13 protein-coding genes are annotated in these 16,813 nt (G+C 57.2%); 7 read left to right on the forward strand and 6 right to left on the reverse strand.

Annotation, left to right across the window (positions count from 1 at the left end; translation table 11 throughout):
• Window positions 1-8: 8 nt before the first annotated feature.
• Entirely contained in the window at window positions 9-599 is a 591-nt protein-coding gene (gene folE / locus Mal65_RS17120; RefSeq protein ID WP_145305000.1) for a GTP cyclohydrolase I FolE, read from the reverse strand.
• A gap of 580 nt (window positions 600-1,179) precedes the next feature.
• On the opposite strand from folE, the gene Mal65_RS17125 reads away from it, so the two are divergent.
• The 6 genes from Mal65_RS17125 (at window position 1,180) to Mal65_RS17150 (ending at window position 9,596) form a co-directional block, all read left to right on the forward strand.
• On the forward strand, window positions 1,180-1,845 hold the full coding sequence (locus tag Mal65_RS17125; protein ID WP_145300222.1) for a PilZ domain-containing protein: 666 nt from the start codon (window positions 1,180-1,182) through the stop codon (window positions 1,843-1,845).
• A 167-nt stretch (window positions 1,846-2,012) separates the two neighbouring features.
• Complete coding sequence (locus tag Mal65_RS17130) at window positions 2,013-2,585, forward strand: DUF4864 domain-containing protein (protein ID WP_145300225.1); 573 nt, start codon at window positions 2,013-2,015, stop codon at window positions 2,583-2,585.
• A gap of 10 nt (window positions 2,586-2,595) precedes the next feature.
• Window positions 2,596-3,186 (forward strand): RNA polymerase sigma factor, encoded by a 591-nt coding sequence (locus Mal65_RS17135; protein WP_146439059.1) that lies wholly within the window; start codon window positions 2,596-2,598, stop codon window positions 3,184-3,186.
• A gap of 54 nt (window positions 3,187-3,240) precedes the next feature.
• A complete protein-coding gene (locus Mal65_RS17140) occupies window positions 3,241-4,062 on the forward strand; it encodes an anti-sigma factor domain-containing protein (protein ID WP_145300231.1) in 822 nt (273 codons plus the stop codon).
• A gap of 144 nt (window positions 4,063-4,206) precedes the next feature.
• Complete coding sequence (locus Mal65_RS17145) at window positions 4,207-8,697, forward strand: CHRD domain-containing protein (protein WP_145300234.1); 4,491 nt, start codon at window positions 4,207-4,209, stop codon at window positions 8,695-8,697.
• A 128-nt stretch (window positions 8,698-8,825) separates the two neighbouring features.
• Window positions 8,826-9,596 carry a PEP-CTERM sorting domain-containing protein gene (locus Mal65_RS17150; RefSeq protein WP_165701338.1) on the forward strand — a complete coding sequence of 257 codons (771 nt, stop codon included), beginning with the start codon at window positions 8,826-8,828 and terminating at the stop codon, window positions 9,594-9,596.
• Here the strand turns inward: Mal65_RS17150 and Mal65_RS17155 are convergent.
• From Mal65_RS17155 to Mal65_RS26595, 3 genes are all read right to left on the reverse strand, one after another.
• Window positions 9,583-10,362, reverse strand: coding sequence for an LON peptidase substrate-binding domain-containing protein (locus Mal65_RS17155; RefSeq protein WP_145300240.1), 780 nt, complete (start codon window positions 10,360-10,362; stop codon window positions 9,583-9,585). The genes Mal65_RS17150 and Mal65_RS17155 overlap by 14 nt on opposite strands.
• A gap of 49 nt (window positions 10,363-10,411) precedes the next feature.
• Window positions 10,412-10,987, reverse strand: coding sequence for an adenine phosphoribosyltransferase (locus Mal65_RS17160; protein ID WP_145300243.1), 576 nt, complete (start codon window positions 10,985-10,987; stop codon window positions 10,412-10,414).
• A gap of 286 nt (window positions 10,988-11,273) precedes the next feature.
• Entirely contained in the window at window positions 11,274-11,498 is a 225-nt protein-coding gene (locus Mal65_RS26595) for a hypothetical protein (RefSeq protein ID WP_165700970.1), read from the reverse strand.
• A gap of 107 nt (window positions 11,499-11,605) precedes the next feature.
• Here Mal65_RS26595 and Mal65_RS17165 point away from each other — a divergent pair, with 107 nt between their 5' ends.
• Window positions 11,606-13,489, forward strand: a complete 1,884-nt coding sequence (locus Mal65_RS17165) for an esterase/lipase family protein (RefSeq protein WP_390621867.1) — start codon at window positions 11,606-11,608, stop codon at window positions 13,487-13,489.
• Between the two features lie 68 nt (window positions 13,490-13,557).
• Here the strand turns inward: Mal65_RS17165 and csrA are convergent, their stop codons facing one another.
• A complete protein-coding gene (csrA, locus tag Mal65_RS27545) occupies window positions 13,558-13,989 on the reverse strand; it encodes a carbon storage regulator CsrA (RefSeq protein ID WP_145300248.1) in 432 nt (143 codons plus the stop codon).
• An 842-nt stretch (window positions 13,990-14,831) separates the two neighbouring features.
• Window positions 14,832-16,733, reverse strand: a complete 1,902-nt coding sequence (locus Mal65_RS17175; RefSeq protein WP_145300251.1) for a DUF8201 family protein — start codon at window positions 16,731-16,733, stop codon at window positions 14,832-14,834.
• Window positions 16,734-16,813: the final 80 nt, after the last annotated feature.

Consider the following 16,813-nt stretch of genomic DNA (forward strand, 5'->3'; position numbering starts at 1 on the left):
AAAACGGTTTATCGATTGATCAGCCCCAGGACTTCGGCGCGGGTCGCCGGATCATCGCGGAAGGCGCCGCGCATCGCGCTGGTCATGCAAAGGCTTCCGGGTTTGCGAATGCCTCGCATCGTCATGCAGCTGTGAGTGGATTCGACAACCACGGCGACGCCGCGAGCGGACAAGCGCGTTTCGATCAGGTCAGCCACCGTCTGTGTCATTCGTTCTTGAACTTGTGGTCGCCGCGCGACTTCTTCAACCACGCGTGCAAGTTTGCTAAGCCCGACGACCTTTCCGTCCGGCAAGTAAGCGATGTGAGCTTTGCCAGTGAATGGCAGCAGGTGGTGTTCGCACATGCTGCAGAAGCTGATGTCGCGCACCAAAACGATTTCGTCGTAATCTTCGGTGAAAACTTTGGCCAAGTGACGGCCCGGATCGACTTTCAATCCTGCAAACATCTCCGCGTACATCCGCGCGACCCGTGCGGGGGTCTCCAGCAGACCTTCACGATTCGGATCTTCGCCAACCGCATCCAAGATGACGCGAACGGCCGCCTCGATCCGTTTTAAATCGGCGCCGTCCCCCTTGGGTTCATTGGGATCGACGTGCATGGGAGCTTCGCGTGCCGCCAGGCAGTGCGAAGAATCATCAAAATGCCTGCCAGATGGCGTGTCGGCAACAGAGTCCATAGTGGACCATTCCTTTCGATGGCAACGCGCGACGAGATGGGTCCCGTCGCGTCGTCATGGGAGGGTGATTTTTTTCAACTCGCCCACTTTCGCATCGCACCCGGTCACAGACTGGGCTAATCGACGGATTCGCGGTCGTCATTCGACGGCAAGCGTCGTTGAACCGCCTGCCGCACGAAGTATACCGGCTCGGCTAGCGATTCTTCCACAGTCACCGCGATGGGCCGCATTCTCTGATCAGGGCCTTCCCCCACTGCGGAATCGACTCGGACGATGGGGCGTAAAGATTTCGCATTTGCCGGAATCATTCGCATCCCCGCTACAACCGATCGTGACCACGGGTGAATCTCTTCGCTTGGGGGGGCTGACAACGGCAGTGTCAGCGGTCGGACGCAGGTTTTGTGGCCTAGGTTACCCATGGCACGAGGTCTGACGGTGAACAGTGATCCTTGTGCCTTTTTTCCCTGCCTCTGCAATTTGTCCAGCCCCGGTTTTTCCTTCCATGTCCGACGAACAACCGCCCCAGCGAAAAGATGATCGATACCGATGGACCAGCTCGATGTCCCTGTGGGCCGAGCTGATCGTCGGATTCGACGATCAACCGAAGGTATTCGATTCACAAATCATCGATGTCAGCCAGTCGGGCTGCGCAGTTCAGGCTGATCTTCCCCCAGAAATCCGTCCGCAGGTTGGCATCATTCGAATTTTCGGCAGCCAAGACGACGTGGTGGTCGAAGCAGCCGGTCGAATCTGCTGGGACAAGCACACTTCGCTTTCGTCACGCAGCTTCGGGATGAAGTTCCGCCGCGAGTTGCATCCCGAATTGCTGGAACGCCTGATCCACGAAGGGCACATCAGCCGTCGCGAACATCCGCGCGAAGTCGTTGGCATCGACGTCACGGTGCGACGGACCGCCGGGAAGACGCTGATCAACAGCGCCCAGTTGATCGATGTTTCGCGCAGCGGTCTTCAAATTGCCACGGACGAAGCATTGGAAATCGGCGAACGCATCCTGGTCACGCTTCCGACAGGGCCCAGCGCTGCGGTCAAAGTCCGCTGGGCACGCCCGTCCCAAAGCGGGCATTGTGCGGGCGTCGCCTTTGAAAACTTGACCGGCAGTCGGGCGATCAACGAAGCACTCAAAGCGAACTTGGCAACGGTCGGTTAGTTACTTGCGGTATTGATTTGGAATCACGTGGATTCAAACTTCGATCGGAGACGTTTGTGATTTGAGTCCCTATGATGGGGTCGGCGTTTTTAAACCGCCTAGGCATGCCATCTTCAGGCCGTGACGATGATCGCGGTCTTATCCGCATTTTCTGAGACGCCCAAGCTGTGCCCACCGATTTTCGCAAGGTTTTGCCCATCGGCATTTTTGTCGGCATTGGCCTGATCGCCGGGATCGGTTGGCGGTTGATTCAACCAGATCCCTCGGCCCCGACACCCGGGTCAAAATCCTTGGACCTTGCCGAGTTTGAAAAGGGAGTCCAACCAGAATTGGGCCCGGCGGACGTCGTTGCCATTCAGTTGGAATCGATGCGTAAGGGCGCAGTCGATCCCGAACAGCTGAAACTCTGTTTTGCGTTTGCTTCGCCATCGAATCGCAGACTCACTGGTCCGTTTGAGCGATTTCAACGTCTGGTGGTCGAACCACCGTTTGCCGCCCTGATCGGCCACCGCCACGGCTTGATCGGGCGTCCACAGATTCGCGGTGATGAAGCGATGGTTTTGGTTTCCATTGACAACGCCGATGGCCAGACACGTGCGTACCAGTTCTATCTGATTCGGCAAAACGAGCCTCCATTCGATGGATGCTGGATGACCGAAGCGGTGACGCCGCTGGCGGTGGTGCCGGCGGATGCCGCGGTCGAACCGGCGGATTCCGATCAGCCCGCTTTGTCGCTCTGATTCGATCGCCATGACGGAATCCCAGTCCGACGAACAGTTGCTGGCCGCGATGGTTTCCGGCCAAACCGAGGCGCTGCGATGTTTGTATCGCAGGCACGTTTCGTTGGTCTATGCGATTGCCCATTCGATTTGTGGCCAAGACAGCGATGCCCAAGCGGTGACCAGCCAAGTCTTCATCGAACTTTGGAAAAGCCCGGACAACTATCATCCGCAGCGTAGTTCACTGCGTACTTATTTGACGATCCTGACCCGCAGCCGCGCTCGGGATCACCTTCGCCGCTCTCAAGCGGGAGTGCGTATTGAAGCCTCCTTGGATCCGCAGCTGACGCCTACGGTGGCAAGCCTGGTGGATTCGACCGATCCGGGTCAAAACCTGGCGGCCCAAGAAGACGCACAACAGGTTCGAAGGTGTTTGGCTGGGTTGTCGGATGAGTCCAGATCCGCGCTGACATTGGCCTTTTTCCATGGGCATACCCATCGTGAGATCGCCAAAAAATTGAAATTGCCACTGGGAACGGTGAAAAGTCACATCCGTCGCGGGTTGGCCGATTTGGCCGATCGGTTGCGAAAGGACACCGGTTCCGACACCAGGGAACACTGAAATGATTTCCAACGTTCGCTTTTCTTTCGAGTCGATCGAGCACACTGAACCGTCATGAACTGTCACGATTGCCAGCAGCACTTGATGAATTATCTGACCGGCCAGGCGGATGCTTCGGTCGCCCGACAGGTGGAAGATCACCTGGATGCGGGATGCCAAGATTGCCGTGATTCGCTGGAAAGCTTGTCCGCTGCTCACGCAGCGATGCTGACATCGGTATCCGATCATCGCCCGAATGCTGCGACGATCCAATCGATCGAACGAGAAATCCATCACGCCATCGACGCTGACAATTCCACGCCGGCCAGACACGCTAGAGCATCGGGGGCCGAATCTGAAAATCTGGATGTTTTGAAGCGTTGGATGATTCCCGCTTTGGCGACCGCCGCCGGTTTCGCGATGGCGATCGTCATGATTCCTCGATCGGACAATCATCTCCAACTGGGTTCGGCAAGCACGCACGGTCAAACCGATCCATTGCCACCACGTTTTCAATCGATGTCCGACCCGAATCAGCGTTTGGTATCCGTCGTTAATCGGCGGGAACCCACACAACCGCTGGCATCATTTTGGATTGACCGTGTGGCCAACCAATTACACGTCCATGCGGTCAATTGGGATCCACTGGACGGTGACACTTTCTATGCCATTTGGTTGGTGGATCCGCGGGGACAATGGACGTTTGCCGGACAAGTCGGCGGCGACGACGACCATGACCGGACTCGTGTGCTGGACATTCCGGATTCGTACACCACCATCCAACGCATCGCCGTCACGATCGAACGAGGGACACAGTCCCCGCGCGATGGACGATCGCTGGAGGATGCCGATTTGGTCAGCGAAGATCTGACCGATTGGTTTGAGAATCAGCTTTAGGAAATCTACGAAAAAGTTTTCAGCTTTTTGCATCCGCTGCCCCACCGCTGTCCGTACCTTTCGCGACGCAGGTGATCGGAGCGATGATCAGACTCGGATGCTTGCGTCGGCGAACCCTCCGGATTCCCGAACGAGAACTGATTCATGCTGAAACGCAACCTGCGCCAATCCAACCATAAACGTCGTCCATCAACTTGTTTCACCAAGGAATCCCGGTTGCGACGCCGAAAGGTTCGTCGCAGTCGACTTGAACCGCTGGAAGCAAGACGTGTGTTGACCGGATACATCGTGGACACCGTCGACGACGTGGTCGCGGCAGATGGCTTTGTCAGTCTGCGTGAGGCGATTCAGGCGGCCAATTCCAACGCCGCAGTCAATGAGGCTGCCGCGGGCCAAGTCGGTGCGACCGCGGGAATCGACACCATATCGTTTAGCCCGTCGCTGGGTGATGCCACGATCAATTTGGCCGGTGGTGAACTTTCATTGACCGACTCGGTCGCTATCGAACCATCTTTCGGCCAATCGATTCAGATCGATGCACAGGGTGGCAGTCGGCTGTTTTCCATCACCGATGCAGGTCCGGTCCGACTTTCCGGTTTGACGCTGACCGGTGGTTCCGCAGCGTCGGGCGGGGCGATCGATGCCGCGGGCATGACGTCGTTAGAACTGCACGATGTGGACATCGTTTCCAACGTCGCGACGGGTGACGCCGCCAGGCAAGGAGGCGGGGCGATCAACAACGTCGGTGCGAACTTGGTCATCATCGGTGGTTCGATCACCGACAACACCGCCTCCGGTGCAAGCGGTAGTGGTGGTGGAATTCTTTCCACGGGCGGTTCGGTATCGATTCAATCGACGACCCTGGCGGGCAATGTGGCCAATCGTGCCGGCGGCGCGATTGAACTGGGCACCGGATCGTTGACGCTTACCGATGTGATGCTGGGCGGATTCGCCGTCGACGACGCCAACATTGCCGGGCCTGCCGGTTCGGCGTCGCCGGGCAACGGAGGTGGCATTCACGTGACCGGTGGCGCTGCGGCAACATCAGTCGCCATCTTTGGCGGGGTCATCGCGGGTAACTTCGCAGCGTCCGAGGGAGGCGGAGTCTGGAATCAAAACGGCGCCGTGATGACGATCGCCGGAAACGCGGAAATCGTCGGCAACCGGGCCGGCGGCGAAACCAATACCGAAGGCGGCGGCGGTGTTTTCAATAACGGCGGTTTGCTGACCATCACCGACGCCCGGATCACTGACAATGCGACGACGGGAACCGCGGGTGGGGGCGGCGGGATTGCCAACGACGGTGGTTTGGTCACGGTCAATCGTTCCATCGTGTCCGGCAACTTTGCGGCGGGAACCGGTGCCAGCGGTGGCGGCATCCTGAATATCAACGCGGGCAAGGTTTCCGTGTTCGACTCCGAGATCACGGACAATGTCGCCAGTCGTGCCGGAGGCGGGATCGAAGACGCTTCGGATGTTCCTGGCGTCCAAGGCTTGTCGCTGCAGAACGTGTTTTTGAGCGACAACAACGCGGGCGTCACTGCAGCGGACGCATCCGCCGCCGCGCCAGGAAACGGTGGCGGGATTCACGTCACCGGTGCCGGTGACGTTTTGATCGCCGATAGCTTCGTCAGCGAGAACATCGCTGCGGCCGAAGGCGGTGGACTGTGGAATGGCTCGGGAACCATGACGGTCATCAACATCACCATCGAACGAAACAATGCCTCGGGTGATGCAGCCGATGAAGGCGGCGGCGGCATCTTTAATAACGGCGGTCAAGTCATCATGGACGGTGGTGTGATCGAATCCAATATGGCCGATGGCGCCAGCGGAAGTGGTGGAGGCATCCTCAGCCTCGGGGGATCGCTGGAAATCTCCGGTGCACAGATCCGCAACAATTCGGCTTCACGTGCCGGCGGTGGCATCGAAGTCACCGGTGACAGCGACACGGTGTTGTCCAACGTCGATTTGATGGAAAACGAGGCTGGTCCGATGGGCGCCGCCGCACCGGGCAACGGTGGCGGGCTTCACGTCACGGGCAGTGGATCGGTTGAAATCCAGGGCGGAACTGTCGTGGGCAACACGGCCGACCGCGAAGGTGGCGGACTATGGAACGGCGCAGGCTTGATGACATTGGTCGATGTCGACGTGATGGACAACATCGCCCGCGGTGATGCGGCCGACGACGGCGGCGGTGGCATCTTCAATAACACCGGTCAGCTGATCATCAACGGCGGAAACATCACCGGAAACGTCGCCAATGGTGCCAGCGGAAGCGGTGGCGGGATCTTGAATCTGGATGGGATCCTGCGAGTCGAATCCACCAATCTTTCCGAAAATGTTGCGAATCGCGCCGGAGGGGCCGTCGAGGCGACCACGGACAGCGAAAGCACGCTGATCGACGTCACGATGCAATCCAACACGGCCGGGCCGGTTGGATCGGCTTCGCCCGGAAACGGCGGCGGTCTGCATGTGACAGGGCAGGGTACCGTCGCAGTGATCGGCGGCACCGTTCGCGACAACTTCGCCGCCAGCGAAGGCGGTGGGCTTTGGAACGGGACCGGCGTGATGGCGGTTTCGGGAACCCAGATCGATGGCAACGTCGCTGCTGGTAATGAAGCCGACCAGGGTGGCGGTGGCGTCTTCAATGCGGGCGGAACGATCCAAATCGATTCATCCACCCTGACGAACAACCGAGCGACGGCATCGACCATCGTCACCCTGTCCGGTGACGCCGAAGTTCCCTCGGTGACGACGGTGGCAACCGGAACGGCCGCGATCCATTACGATCCGAATGCCGGCACCTTTGATTTGGACGTGATCGTCCGTGGTATCGAACTGAACGACGACACCAGCTTGCCCGAACTGACCGGTGCACACCTTCATGTTGCCGCCGCCGATGCCAACGGTCCGGTCATCGTCAATCTGGGTGTGGAAAACTTTGTCCAAGACGGCGATTCCATTCGCTTGCGACTGCATGATGTCGAACTGCCCGAGTCCAACTTTGCCGATTTCGCCGCGGGCGGAACCTACATCAACCTCCATTCGACCACGAACCCAGGCGGCGAACTCCGAGGGCAAGTCGTGTTCCCGACAACGATGGGAAGCGGTGGAGGCATCTTGAATGACGGCGGAACCGTCGAAGTCAGCAACACCTTGATTGACGGTAACATTGCCAGTCGTGCCGGGGGTGGAATCGAAGCGACACCGAACTCCATCACCACGCTCAGCCAAGTCGACATGGTGTCCAACATCGCCGGCCCATCCGGCTTTGCAACCCCCGGCAATGGCGGCGGCCTGCACATCACGGGTGTTGGCGACGCCGTGATCGAAAACAGCCGAATCGAATCAAACCATGCCGGCCGCGAAGGTGGCGGGCTGTGGAACGGCAGCGGAATGATGTCCGTTCTGTCCACCGATCTGATGGGCAACGTCGCCAGTGGTGATGCCGCGGACGACGGCGGCGGCGGCATCTTCAACAACGGTGGTTCACTGACGATTTCCGGCGGAACGATCTCGGAAAACCAGGCCGATGGAACCAGCGGTAGTGGCGGCGGGATCATGAATCTTGGCGGAACGCTGGAAATCTCCGATGCAACTATTGGATTCAACACGTCCAACCGCGCCGGCGGTGGCATCGAAGTCACCGGAGGAAGTGAAAGCACCATCGAACGTGTCTTGCTTGTTGGCAACGTCACTGGGCCCGACGGCATGGCAATGCCGGGCAACGGCGGCGGGCTTCACTTGGGCGGCGATGCGATCGTGGATGTCATTAACACCACCGTCAGTGAAAACCAATCGGGCAACGAAGGCGGCGGACTTTGGAACAGCAGCACCGGCACATTAACAGTGGTCAGTTCCACCATCGCATTAAACGCTTCGCCCCGCGGTGGCGGAATCGACACGATCGACGGTGGTTCGACAACCATTGGATCGTCGATCATCGCGATGAATGACGCGGATGATGGCCCCAATATCCATGGTGCGGTGACCACCGACGGTTTCAACGTCATTGGCGACACATCGGGGGCGAACTTTGCCAACACCCAGCCGACTGACCAAGTGGATGTGACCAACACAGGATTGCAACCGCTTGCCGACAACGGCGGCCCGACGATGACGCACGCTCTAAGTGCCGGAAGCCCCGCACTTGCATCGGGTGATCCCGCCGGAGTCGACGTTGACCAGCGTGGCATCGCACGCCCGCAAGGCGACGCCCCGGACAGCGGTGCATTCGAATCACCGCTGTCGGCGCCCGTGATCGCCGGGGTGTTCCAGAACCCAGTGATGCCGACCGATGTCAACGGCGACAGCCGCACCACCGCACTGGACGCCTTGATGGTCATCAATTTTGTTGCCCGCTACGGCGGCGACGTGGACGTCGAACAGCTAGTGACTGCCGAAGGCGAATCGGCGTCGGTTCAGACGTCGGCCAACCATCCGATGGTCGACGTGTCCGGTGACGGCCGCATCACCGCGATCGATGCCCTGCGTGTGATCAACACACTGGCACGCCAAACAACGCAGAACGCCACGACAGACCAAGCCTTGGTCCAAGTTGCCGCCGACATCCAACGATCGGGCTTGGACGATGATGAAGAATGGATGGACGCGATCGTCGACCGAGTTCAGTGATTTGTCGCCGGCGAAGTGTTGCGACCATCGACTGCAAGTGATCGCCGGGCTGGCATTGGTTTCCGATGCATGCCCGGCTCTGCCTCCCCCGAGTAATTGCAAACTCTATCAATCAAATTCAATCAACCATGCGCGCGTTCATCTTTCAATCAATCACGCTTCTGTTCACAGGGATCGGTACTCTGTGGACATCGTCCGCCCCGGCCGTCCTGATCAGCGAATATCAACCCGATATCCCAGGCCTGCCTCCGCTAACGACTCAGTCGGAATTCAGCGGCGTCGCTGGAATGCCGTTTCGCGGATTCTTGTTGGCAATTCGCGGCGAAGTCGGCAGCTACGGTTTGGTGGATCGGGCTCTTTCGATCGACGGAACCTTCGACAGCAACGGCATCTATGTCTTTGACCATCGCCCGTTTCTAAACCCGACCTTGACGGTTGCACTGGTCGACGATTTCACCGGCCAAGCGGGCATGACGGACTTGGATGGCGATGATGACGGAATCATCGACAACCTGGCATCGATTTCCAGTGTCAGGGACGCCATCGGTATCACTGACAGTGGTGATACACAGAACAACCTTACCTATGGTCAACAACTGGGCGGTGCGGATTTTGCGTTCACCGGTGACGAACCACGATTGATATTCCGCGATGCCAGTGTGGGTGACTGGTACGCGATCAACAGTCCTGATAACGGCCAAATCTTTGATCTGAATGGTCGCGACATCGCCGGCGACGTTGCGTTTTCCGGTGACGCTTTTTCGACGTCGATCGGGCAGATCAATCCGACCGCGGTTCCCGAACCCACATCGATGGCGGGTCTGGGCTCGTTGTGTGCCGTCGCGGTCGGCTGGTTTCGCCGACGCAGAAACACGACGCCGGCCGTCAGTTCATGCTGAACGGCGGCGGAAACTGATCGCTTCGGTTGGCGCGAATCATGCTGCCGACCGATTGTGATTTCTGTTCCTGCTGTTCTTCGATCGAAACCGAATGCAGCTGAATTTTCCCGCTGCGTAGATAGCGAATCAGCAACGCCGCTCGCTTGTCGACATCGGGTTCGGCCAACAACTGAATCTTTTCGTCCACTTCGAACGGCATCGTGTAACTGATGATGTCCGTGATGGGGCCCAGAGTCATTTGCCCCGCCATCAGATCGTGCAAGTTCTTTTGCACGTTTGCACTTTGGGGGATGATCGACGCGAAGGCACGCAACAAATCGTCTTTCAACTCGTTGCGAAGCGCGACATTGGCGGGCGGGTAGTAATCGTCCATCACATCGACGGACGCCGTACGAAACGTGCGGCCGTTATCGATTTCATCGATCATGGTCGCTCGTTTCATTCCCACCAAAAGGATGTTGTGCCGATCGCCTTCCAATTCGGTGTGTGAAACGATCCGTCCGATGCACAACGTGTCTTCGACCGCGGGCCCGACGACCGGCGGCTTTGCCGATTTCAAATCGATGCTTTGGCCGGACTTCACCGTTGCCATCGCGATCAAATGATCCGATGCCAAGGCATCACGCAGCATGTCACAGTATCGCGGTTCGAAAATGTGAAGCGGCTGCATCGCGTGAGGGAACACGACCAATTCCGGCAGCGGGAACATGCGAACCCGCTGGTCGAAATCGTCCGGCAAATTCGTGATATCAGACCAGTCGTGCATCGAATTCGACTCGGCTTACTTTCGGCGACACACCGACGTCCGTCTTGAACTAGACCGACGGACCCGGTTGGCGATTTTGGATACTCAGTTCGGCTTCCTCATCATCCTGTCCGTATGTCAAGACCGATTGGACTTGATAGGGCGACAAACGTGCGGCGCCGCCCAGGACTTCCAGATGAATCAAGAAAGAGCATCCGACGATTTCGGCGTCGCACTTTTCCAACAAACGGCAACACGCTTCCATCGTGCCGCCGGTGGCCAATAGGTCATCGACCAGCAGCACCCGTTGGCCCTTTTTCACACCGTCGACGTGAATCTGCAGTTCATCGGTGCCATATTCCAGTTCGTAGGCAAAGGAGTGCATGTCGAAAGGCAGTTTGCCGGGTTTCCGGATCGGCACGAAACCGGCGTTCAGCTTCATCGCCAACGGCGCGGCAAAGATGAAACCGCGAGCCTCAGCCGCCGCGATGACTTCCACGCCGGCGTCGACAAAGGGGACCGCCATCGCATCGACCGCCGCCGTCAGGGCTTCGGGATTCGCCAACATGGGCGTGATGTCTCGGAACAAGATGCCCGGTTTGGGGAAATCCGGAATGTCTCGGACGTATTGGCGAAGTGATTCCATGGATATTGATGCTTGTCAGGATCGATTCGGCGTTCGGTCCGTGGTGTATCGCAACGCAGATGTCGTAACACGACACCATCGTCAATCGACAAACGGGCGGACGCCGGCGGGAATTTTGTTTCGGTCGCCTCTAGGATACCCGTAAGACCGCGAATCGTCTTGCCCGCGACGGCCGAACCCAGGGTGAAACTTGTGTGAGCCACCACCGCGGCCCGTCCGCCGCGAAACGTCGCCAATGGCCGCTTTCGCGATGTCCGTTGACACCCTGGGACGAATTTTTCTACTGTCACGCTACCGAGTTTCCGGCGGTCCATCGATGGCAATGAAGCCGTAAAAACCGCTCGAACGATTCCGAGTCCCCGTCCCACGGAACCAGCCACAGTCGCGACCGCCCCAGCCATGGAAGGTGATTTCCATCCGAATCGTGGACGCCCATGGTGTCGCTGGCGGACCGATCGGGATTGGCAAGTTCCGCATCGTCGGGCTTGGGCGTGTCGTCAGCGGTGGCCATTGATCTGGCTGGCGGTTTTTCTGGCCGCTGGACCGGGTTGTTCGACGACCAAGTACCTAGTCGACCGCAACGTCCGTGACAATCCGCTTAGCCGCCCGCTGAATTTGATGCGACTGAGCGGCCCGAAAGTTAGCGATCGGACTTGGAGCACGCTGCGACGATACGGGCTGGAAAGCAATTATCAGACAGACTGTCGAACCTGCCTTTCCAACATTCGCCGGCTAATCCACGAGACCCCCGATCCGGAATTGGTCTACGCGCTAAGCGAATTGGCGTACGTCGAAGGGAAGAAGTCGGAACGTGCCGGCGAAGTCAGCGATGCTTTGAATCACTACGGCATCGCGCTGACCAACAGCTATGACTATCTGTTTTCCGACGCCTATGTGAACACGCGGAACCCGTATGATCCGCAGTTCCGATCGGTGTGCAATTTGTACAACGAATCGTTGGAAGACACCCTGCGGTTGCTTTGCCGCGAGAATCGATTCCAACCCGGTCAAACCTACACCATTCGCACGCCGGAACGAGAATTCATCGTCCGCACGGAAATGCGGGGTGCTTGGAAACCGTCCGAATTCGAACGTTATGAATTCGTCAGCGACTATGACATCCAAACCCTGCGGAACCGTCACACGACGTATGGGCTGGGTGTTCCGCTGATCGCCGTCCGGCGCGCGGGATCGGAAAGCGATCACCGCGAAGGCTATTACCCCGAAGGCCTCAGCTATGCGGTGACCGCGATGATGCGATGCCCGACGCCGCGAGAGGATCGAAAACCTGGCGAAACTCCGGTCTGCGTTTTGGAGTTCTTTGACCCACTGCAAGCCAATCAAATTCAATTGGCCAATCACTGGGTGCCGCTGGAAACCGACCTGACGACTCCGCTGGCATTCTTCCTGGACAGCCCCGAATACCGCGAACGCGATCGCCCGACTTTGGGACTGGTCCGCCCCAACATGGTGGAAGAAAACCGCGGCATCTTCATGTTGGAACCCTACGACCCGAACCGTATCCCGGTGTTGATGGTCCACGGATTGTGGTCCAGCCCGATCACCTGGATGGACATGTTCAACGATCTACGCAGTTTCCCCGAGATCCGAGAACGCTATCAGTTCTGGTTCTATCTGTATCCGTCCGGACAACCGTTCTGGCTAAGCGCGACTCAATTGCGCACCGACTTGGCTGAAATGCGGCAAACGTTCGACCCGATGGGCGATGATCGACCACTGGATGACATGGTCTTGGTGGGGCACAGCATGGGCGGGCTGCTGAGCCGGTTTCAAACGATCGAGAGCGAAGACAAATTCTGGAAAATCATCAGCGACCGTCCGCCGGAAGAACTGCAAGGTCCTGAAGATCAAAAGGCCAAGTTGGTCAGCGCGATGTTCTTTCACCCCAACCAATCGGTCAGTCGGGTGATCACCATCGGCACGCCGCACCGCGGCAGCGACTTTGCCAACAGCATCACCAAATGGCTGGGCGAGACGTTCATTAAATTGCCCAACATGGCGATGTCCGTCGGACGCACCATGGTCGGCGCCAATCCGGGACTGTTTCGCAACAGCCACTTGTTGACCGAGGCAACAGCGATCGATTCACTGGCACCGGAGTCCCCGATTTTCGAAGTCATGTTGGCGGCCGACCGATCGCCGCAAACACGTTACCACAACATCATTGGAGTCTTGAAAGATCCGCCGTTGATCGTGGGATCCAAACACAAAGGCGACGGCGTCGTGGAATACGCCAGTGCCACGATGAACGATGTTGAAAGTGAGTTGGTGGTGGATGCCGATCACGTTTCATTGCACATGACCGGACAAGCCATTTTCGAAGTCCGCCGAATCTTATTGAAGCACCTGCAAGAATTTGATGCCAAGAACCGGGTTGCCCTACAAACCGAAAGTGGTCCAGGTTCAAACGCCGATCCCGCACACTTGGCAACGCCGATCCGCCAAGCCAGCGATATTTCCGCCGCAACGGCAACGCGGTGAACGTTGACACGTCGTCAATCCGGGCAGCCCGCCGAAAAACCTAACGCCGCGAGGCGTCCGGTTGAACGCTAGCGGATCGTTCCAAATCCTGCCAAAGGTCCGGCCGATTGGCTGATGCCAGCGGTCGGGGAAATCTTGCCGGCATGCGGCATCGCAGCCAGCCGATTGGTCGGTTCCGCACCACGACGCCCGGGCATCGACACGCGGCCGGAGACGATTTTGCCGTCGCGGCTGGTTTCGCATCGCAACTTTCCGGCGATGGATCGACGTGCCTTCGGATACGCATCGACGTCTTCGGCCCCCGACACGACGTCCAACTTCCCACCATCGTCCGCTTGTCGCTGTTGGTCCTTTTCCGCCAACTCGCCGCGAACCACGCGGACATCTTTGGGGGCGTCGATGCCGATCCGAACGCTGTTTCCTTTGACACGCACCAGCGTGATCGTGATGCCGTCGCCGATAACGATTTGTTCTTTGGCTTTGCGAGTCAAAACTAACATGGCAGTTTCCTTTGCCCTCGGGCGCTGTGAATGTTGAACAGATTCCTTCCCGACGTCGCTCGATCCGCGTCGGAACGGTGAAGCGGTAATGCAGACGGTGTGCCATTTTGCAGGCCGTCATCTCAATGAATCTTCGTAAACTCAACGCAGTTCTTGGTTTACAAATTTCCAAACAGTGTCCGGCCCGATTCGCGTTGCGAACCATGAGAGAAAAACTTACCTCCGCTTTGCAAAATCTTTCCCCTTCACCAATGCCAGCAGTTCCGGGTGCCTTTGCGAACCTCGCAAATCCCGGTGTTCGCTACTACGATTCAGGCTCTGAACCTGTTTGGGCGAATTCGCAAAGGAGTTGCCACTTTCCTGTGATGGGAACGCCTCCGCAATCTTTAGCCCCAGCAAGACGAAGACTCCGCCTTGCTAGCAAACACTCCTATTGCCAGCAAACGTCTGGTGGTTCGGTCGTCGTTGATGCTGGTTTCCTCCCATTCTCGTGCTTTGCGAGCAATGTTGTGGACCGATGGGCAGCCTGATTGGCCACGATCCTGATGCAATGCCTTGGTGCACGATCGACGACCACCGGGAAATCCTGCCGATGTCGATGAGGGCTTGGATTTTGAAAGGAAACCTGGACTGCCGGTTTCAACCGAATCGGCTCCAGAGATGTCCGACAAAACCGAGCGGGTCAACACAAGGCCCACTCGACACGCACCATCCGCCCCCCGAGCAGACTCCCAACTGAAGTCGCGAAGAAATTCGATTCGTTGGCCACGTGGACAAAGGATCGAACATCCGGAATCAGGCTGGGAAATCGATGGAGCGCAACTTGACGGACACGCCCGCGATCACCGTCCAATATCCTGAACACTGGTTGCAAACAAATCCTCAATCACGTCTTGGCGCAAACTGTAAATCAGGAATCGTTCGTTTGTCACTTCAAGTTTGCTAATCTTCGAAACGAGATCGGGAGAAATAGACAGACTTTCCCATTCGGCGGAATTACGTAGAACGACGAGGTCGGTTCTTTGCTGTCGAAAAAATCTGATCGTTTCGGCGGTGCCCTCAAACCGGCGCTTCAAAGCAGGCATTGAATAGCACTGGCCAAGTTGCCGATGTCGATCCGACCCGGCGAATGGATAGCTACGTTGCCCCGTCACCAATATCGACGGCCGATGAAGCCCCTTGCGTTGTTCAAGCATTTTCAATGCGGGCAAGGCATCCATTCCCAAAAACCTCCCATAAAATGTATCGAACCCCTGATGCCAGATCGCCGAACGCACACCAACCGCAACGCAGACCGCCACGATGCCCCCGGCTAGGACAAACCTTGGGCAGGTAACACGGCCTCTTCCCCGATGCCAGAAGAGAGACACCACTACAAAACCCAAAAAGTAAACGGTCGCGATCACCCATGTTGCGATCCCATATTTTTGAATCGCTGGGTCCTCTGGAAAAAGGTTCACCCCCATAGGGTTTACCTGCAATGGATCGACACTCGGGATCATTCTTCGTAAGAACTGCCACGCGGTAGCAATTGCTAGAATCAACAAGGCGAAAATTGATCGAATGGAATGGCATTGTAGTACTCCCATCCCTCGATCTCCGCGAATCTCCATGCACCTTGCCGATCGAAAAACACCCTCAAATGCAACACTGACAACGATTAGCACAAGAGTCAGACAGATCAGCCCCAACCTGACCGTTACGTAACCATGCGAAACAAAAACCATGTTCGTACCATTGCTGCCAATTGCAAACGGCGTCACCAAATACAACAGAACAGAACCGGCAGCGGCGACCAACAAAATGCAGTAAACCGATCGCATGTCACGCACGCCATTTGCATTCTCCCCAAATCCAACGACGCCCCCGATCGCTAGACGAGCCAGGGATGCGGGAAGGGCAACCAACGCGACAACATGCACCGGTCCCGTCAGCCCCCAGATAGCTTGCGCAAGCAAAAACCACTTTTCGGTATTGCCGTGCCCCAATATGGTAGTCGCAAACAAACTCGCATCGTCCGTTCCCCGATCCTGCCCGATCAAAGACTGCGGGAAAAGCGGAAATCCCGTCACAACAAAATTACGAAGGTACCAACAACATGATGGAGCAAAAAACACCGCCACAAGTAACGCCCATTGCTTCCATGAAATGCGGTCAAGCCTGCGTGATACAACAATCCCGAAGACTCCCGCAAACGCGAACAGAACCGCATAAGGCACCGCATAATATTTAACACCGGCCAATAGACCCAATGATGCAAAAGCCAAAACGAGATAGTTAGCACCGTCACCAGCAGTCAAATGTACGCAGAAAAAATGCAACGCCGCAATTGCAAGACCAACTGCTGCGATGTCGTTCTTACTATCGACAAGCTGGTGCCAAACGACATCATTGGCGACAACCGCGAAACAAACCAAGTGTCGGAACAAACCAGAAATATTCAACATTTTCAGCAAAGACAATGAACTGCATACTAACAGCGAAGCTCCAATCAAGTTCTCTATCGGTGCCAGAAAGTCTCCGCTAAACAGACCGACACACCACAAAATGAGCACTTCACTATTACCCGGAAAAAACCATTTCATGTTTCTGGGCGTATAGATACTGCCCTCTGAAATCCAGGCTTCGACCATGGGCAGGTGATAGGAAAGCGTGTCCCAGTTAGTCGGAAACTCGTTGACTCCTCGAACTAAAACCCATGAAACCGCCAAGCAGGCAATCGCAAGCCAAAGAAAATACGTCACTGAGATGAATTGCGACGGAGCTTGTATGCATGAGAGCCCAGTGGGACTGGCTCGCACCAGTGCAAGGTCGCCACGACCTG

The organism is Crateriforma conspicua (assembly GCF_007752935.1).
Classification (GTDB): Bacteria; Planctomycetota; Planctomycetia; order Pirellulales; family Pirellulaceae; genus Crateriforma; species Crateriforma conspicua.

Excerpts from the sequence above, each read along its gene's own strand:
- folE (WP_145305000.1), bottom strand. The coding sequence starts at position 599 with ATGCACGTCGATCCCAATGAACCCAAGGGGGACGGCGCCGATTTAAAA.
- Mal65_RS17125 (WP_145300222.1), top strand. The coding sequence starts at position 1,180 with ATGTCCGACGAACAACCGCCCCAGCGAAAAGATGATCGATACCGATGG.
- Mal65_RS17135 (WP_146439059.1), top strand. The coding sequence starts at position 2,596 with ATGACGGAATCCCAGTCCGACGAACAGTTGCTGGCCGCGATGGTTTCC.
- Mal65_RS17140 (WP_145300231.1), top strand. The coding sequence starts at position 3,241 with ATGAACTGTCACGATTGCCAGCAGCACTTGATGAATTATCTGACCGGC.
- Mal65_RS17145 (WP_145300234.1), top strand. The coding sequence starts at position 4,207 with ATGCTGAAACGCAACCTGCGCCAATCCAACCATAAACGTCGTCCATCA.
- Mal65_RS17150 (WP_165701338.1), top strand. The coding sequence starts at position 8,826 with ATGCGCGCGTTCATCTTTCAATCAATCACGCTTCTGTTCACAGGGATC.
- Mal65_RS17155 (WP_145300240.1), bottom strand. The coding sequence starts at position 10,362 with ATGCACGACTGGTCTGATATCACGAATTTGCCGGACGATTTCGACCAG.
- Mal65_RS17160 (WP_145300243.1), bottom strand. The coding sequence starts at position 10,987 with ATGGAATCACTTCGCCAATACGTCCGAGACATTCCGGATTTCCCCAAA.
- Mal65_RS26595 (WP_165700970.1), bottom strand. The coding sequence starts at position 11,498 with ATGGCCACCGCTGACGACACGCCCAAGCCCGACGATGCGGAACTTGCC.
- Mal65_RS17165 (WP_390621867.1), top strand. The coding sequence starts at position 11,606 with ATGCGACTGAGCGGCCCGAAAGTTAGCGATCGGACTTGGAGCACGCTG.
- csrA (WP_145300248.1), bottom strand. The coding sequence starts at position 13,989 with ATGTTAGTTTTGACTCGCAAAGCCAAAGAACAAATCGTTATCGGCGAC.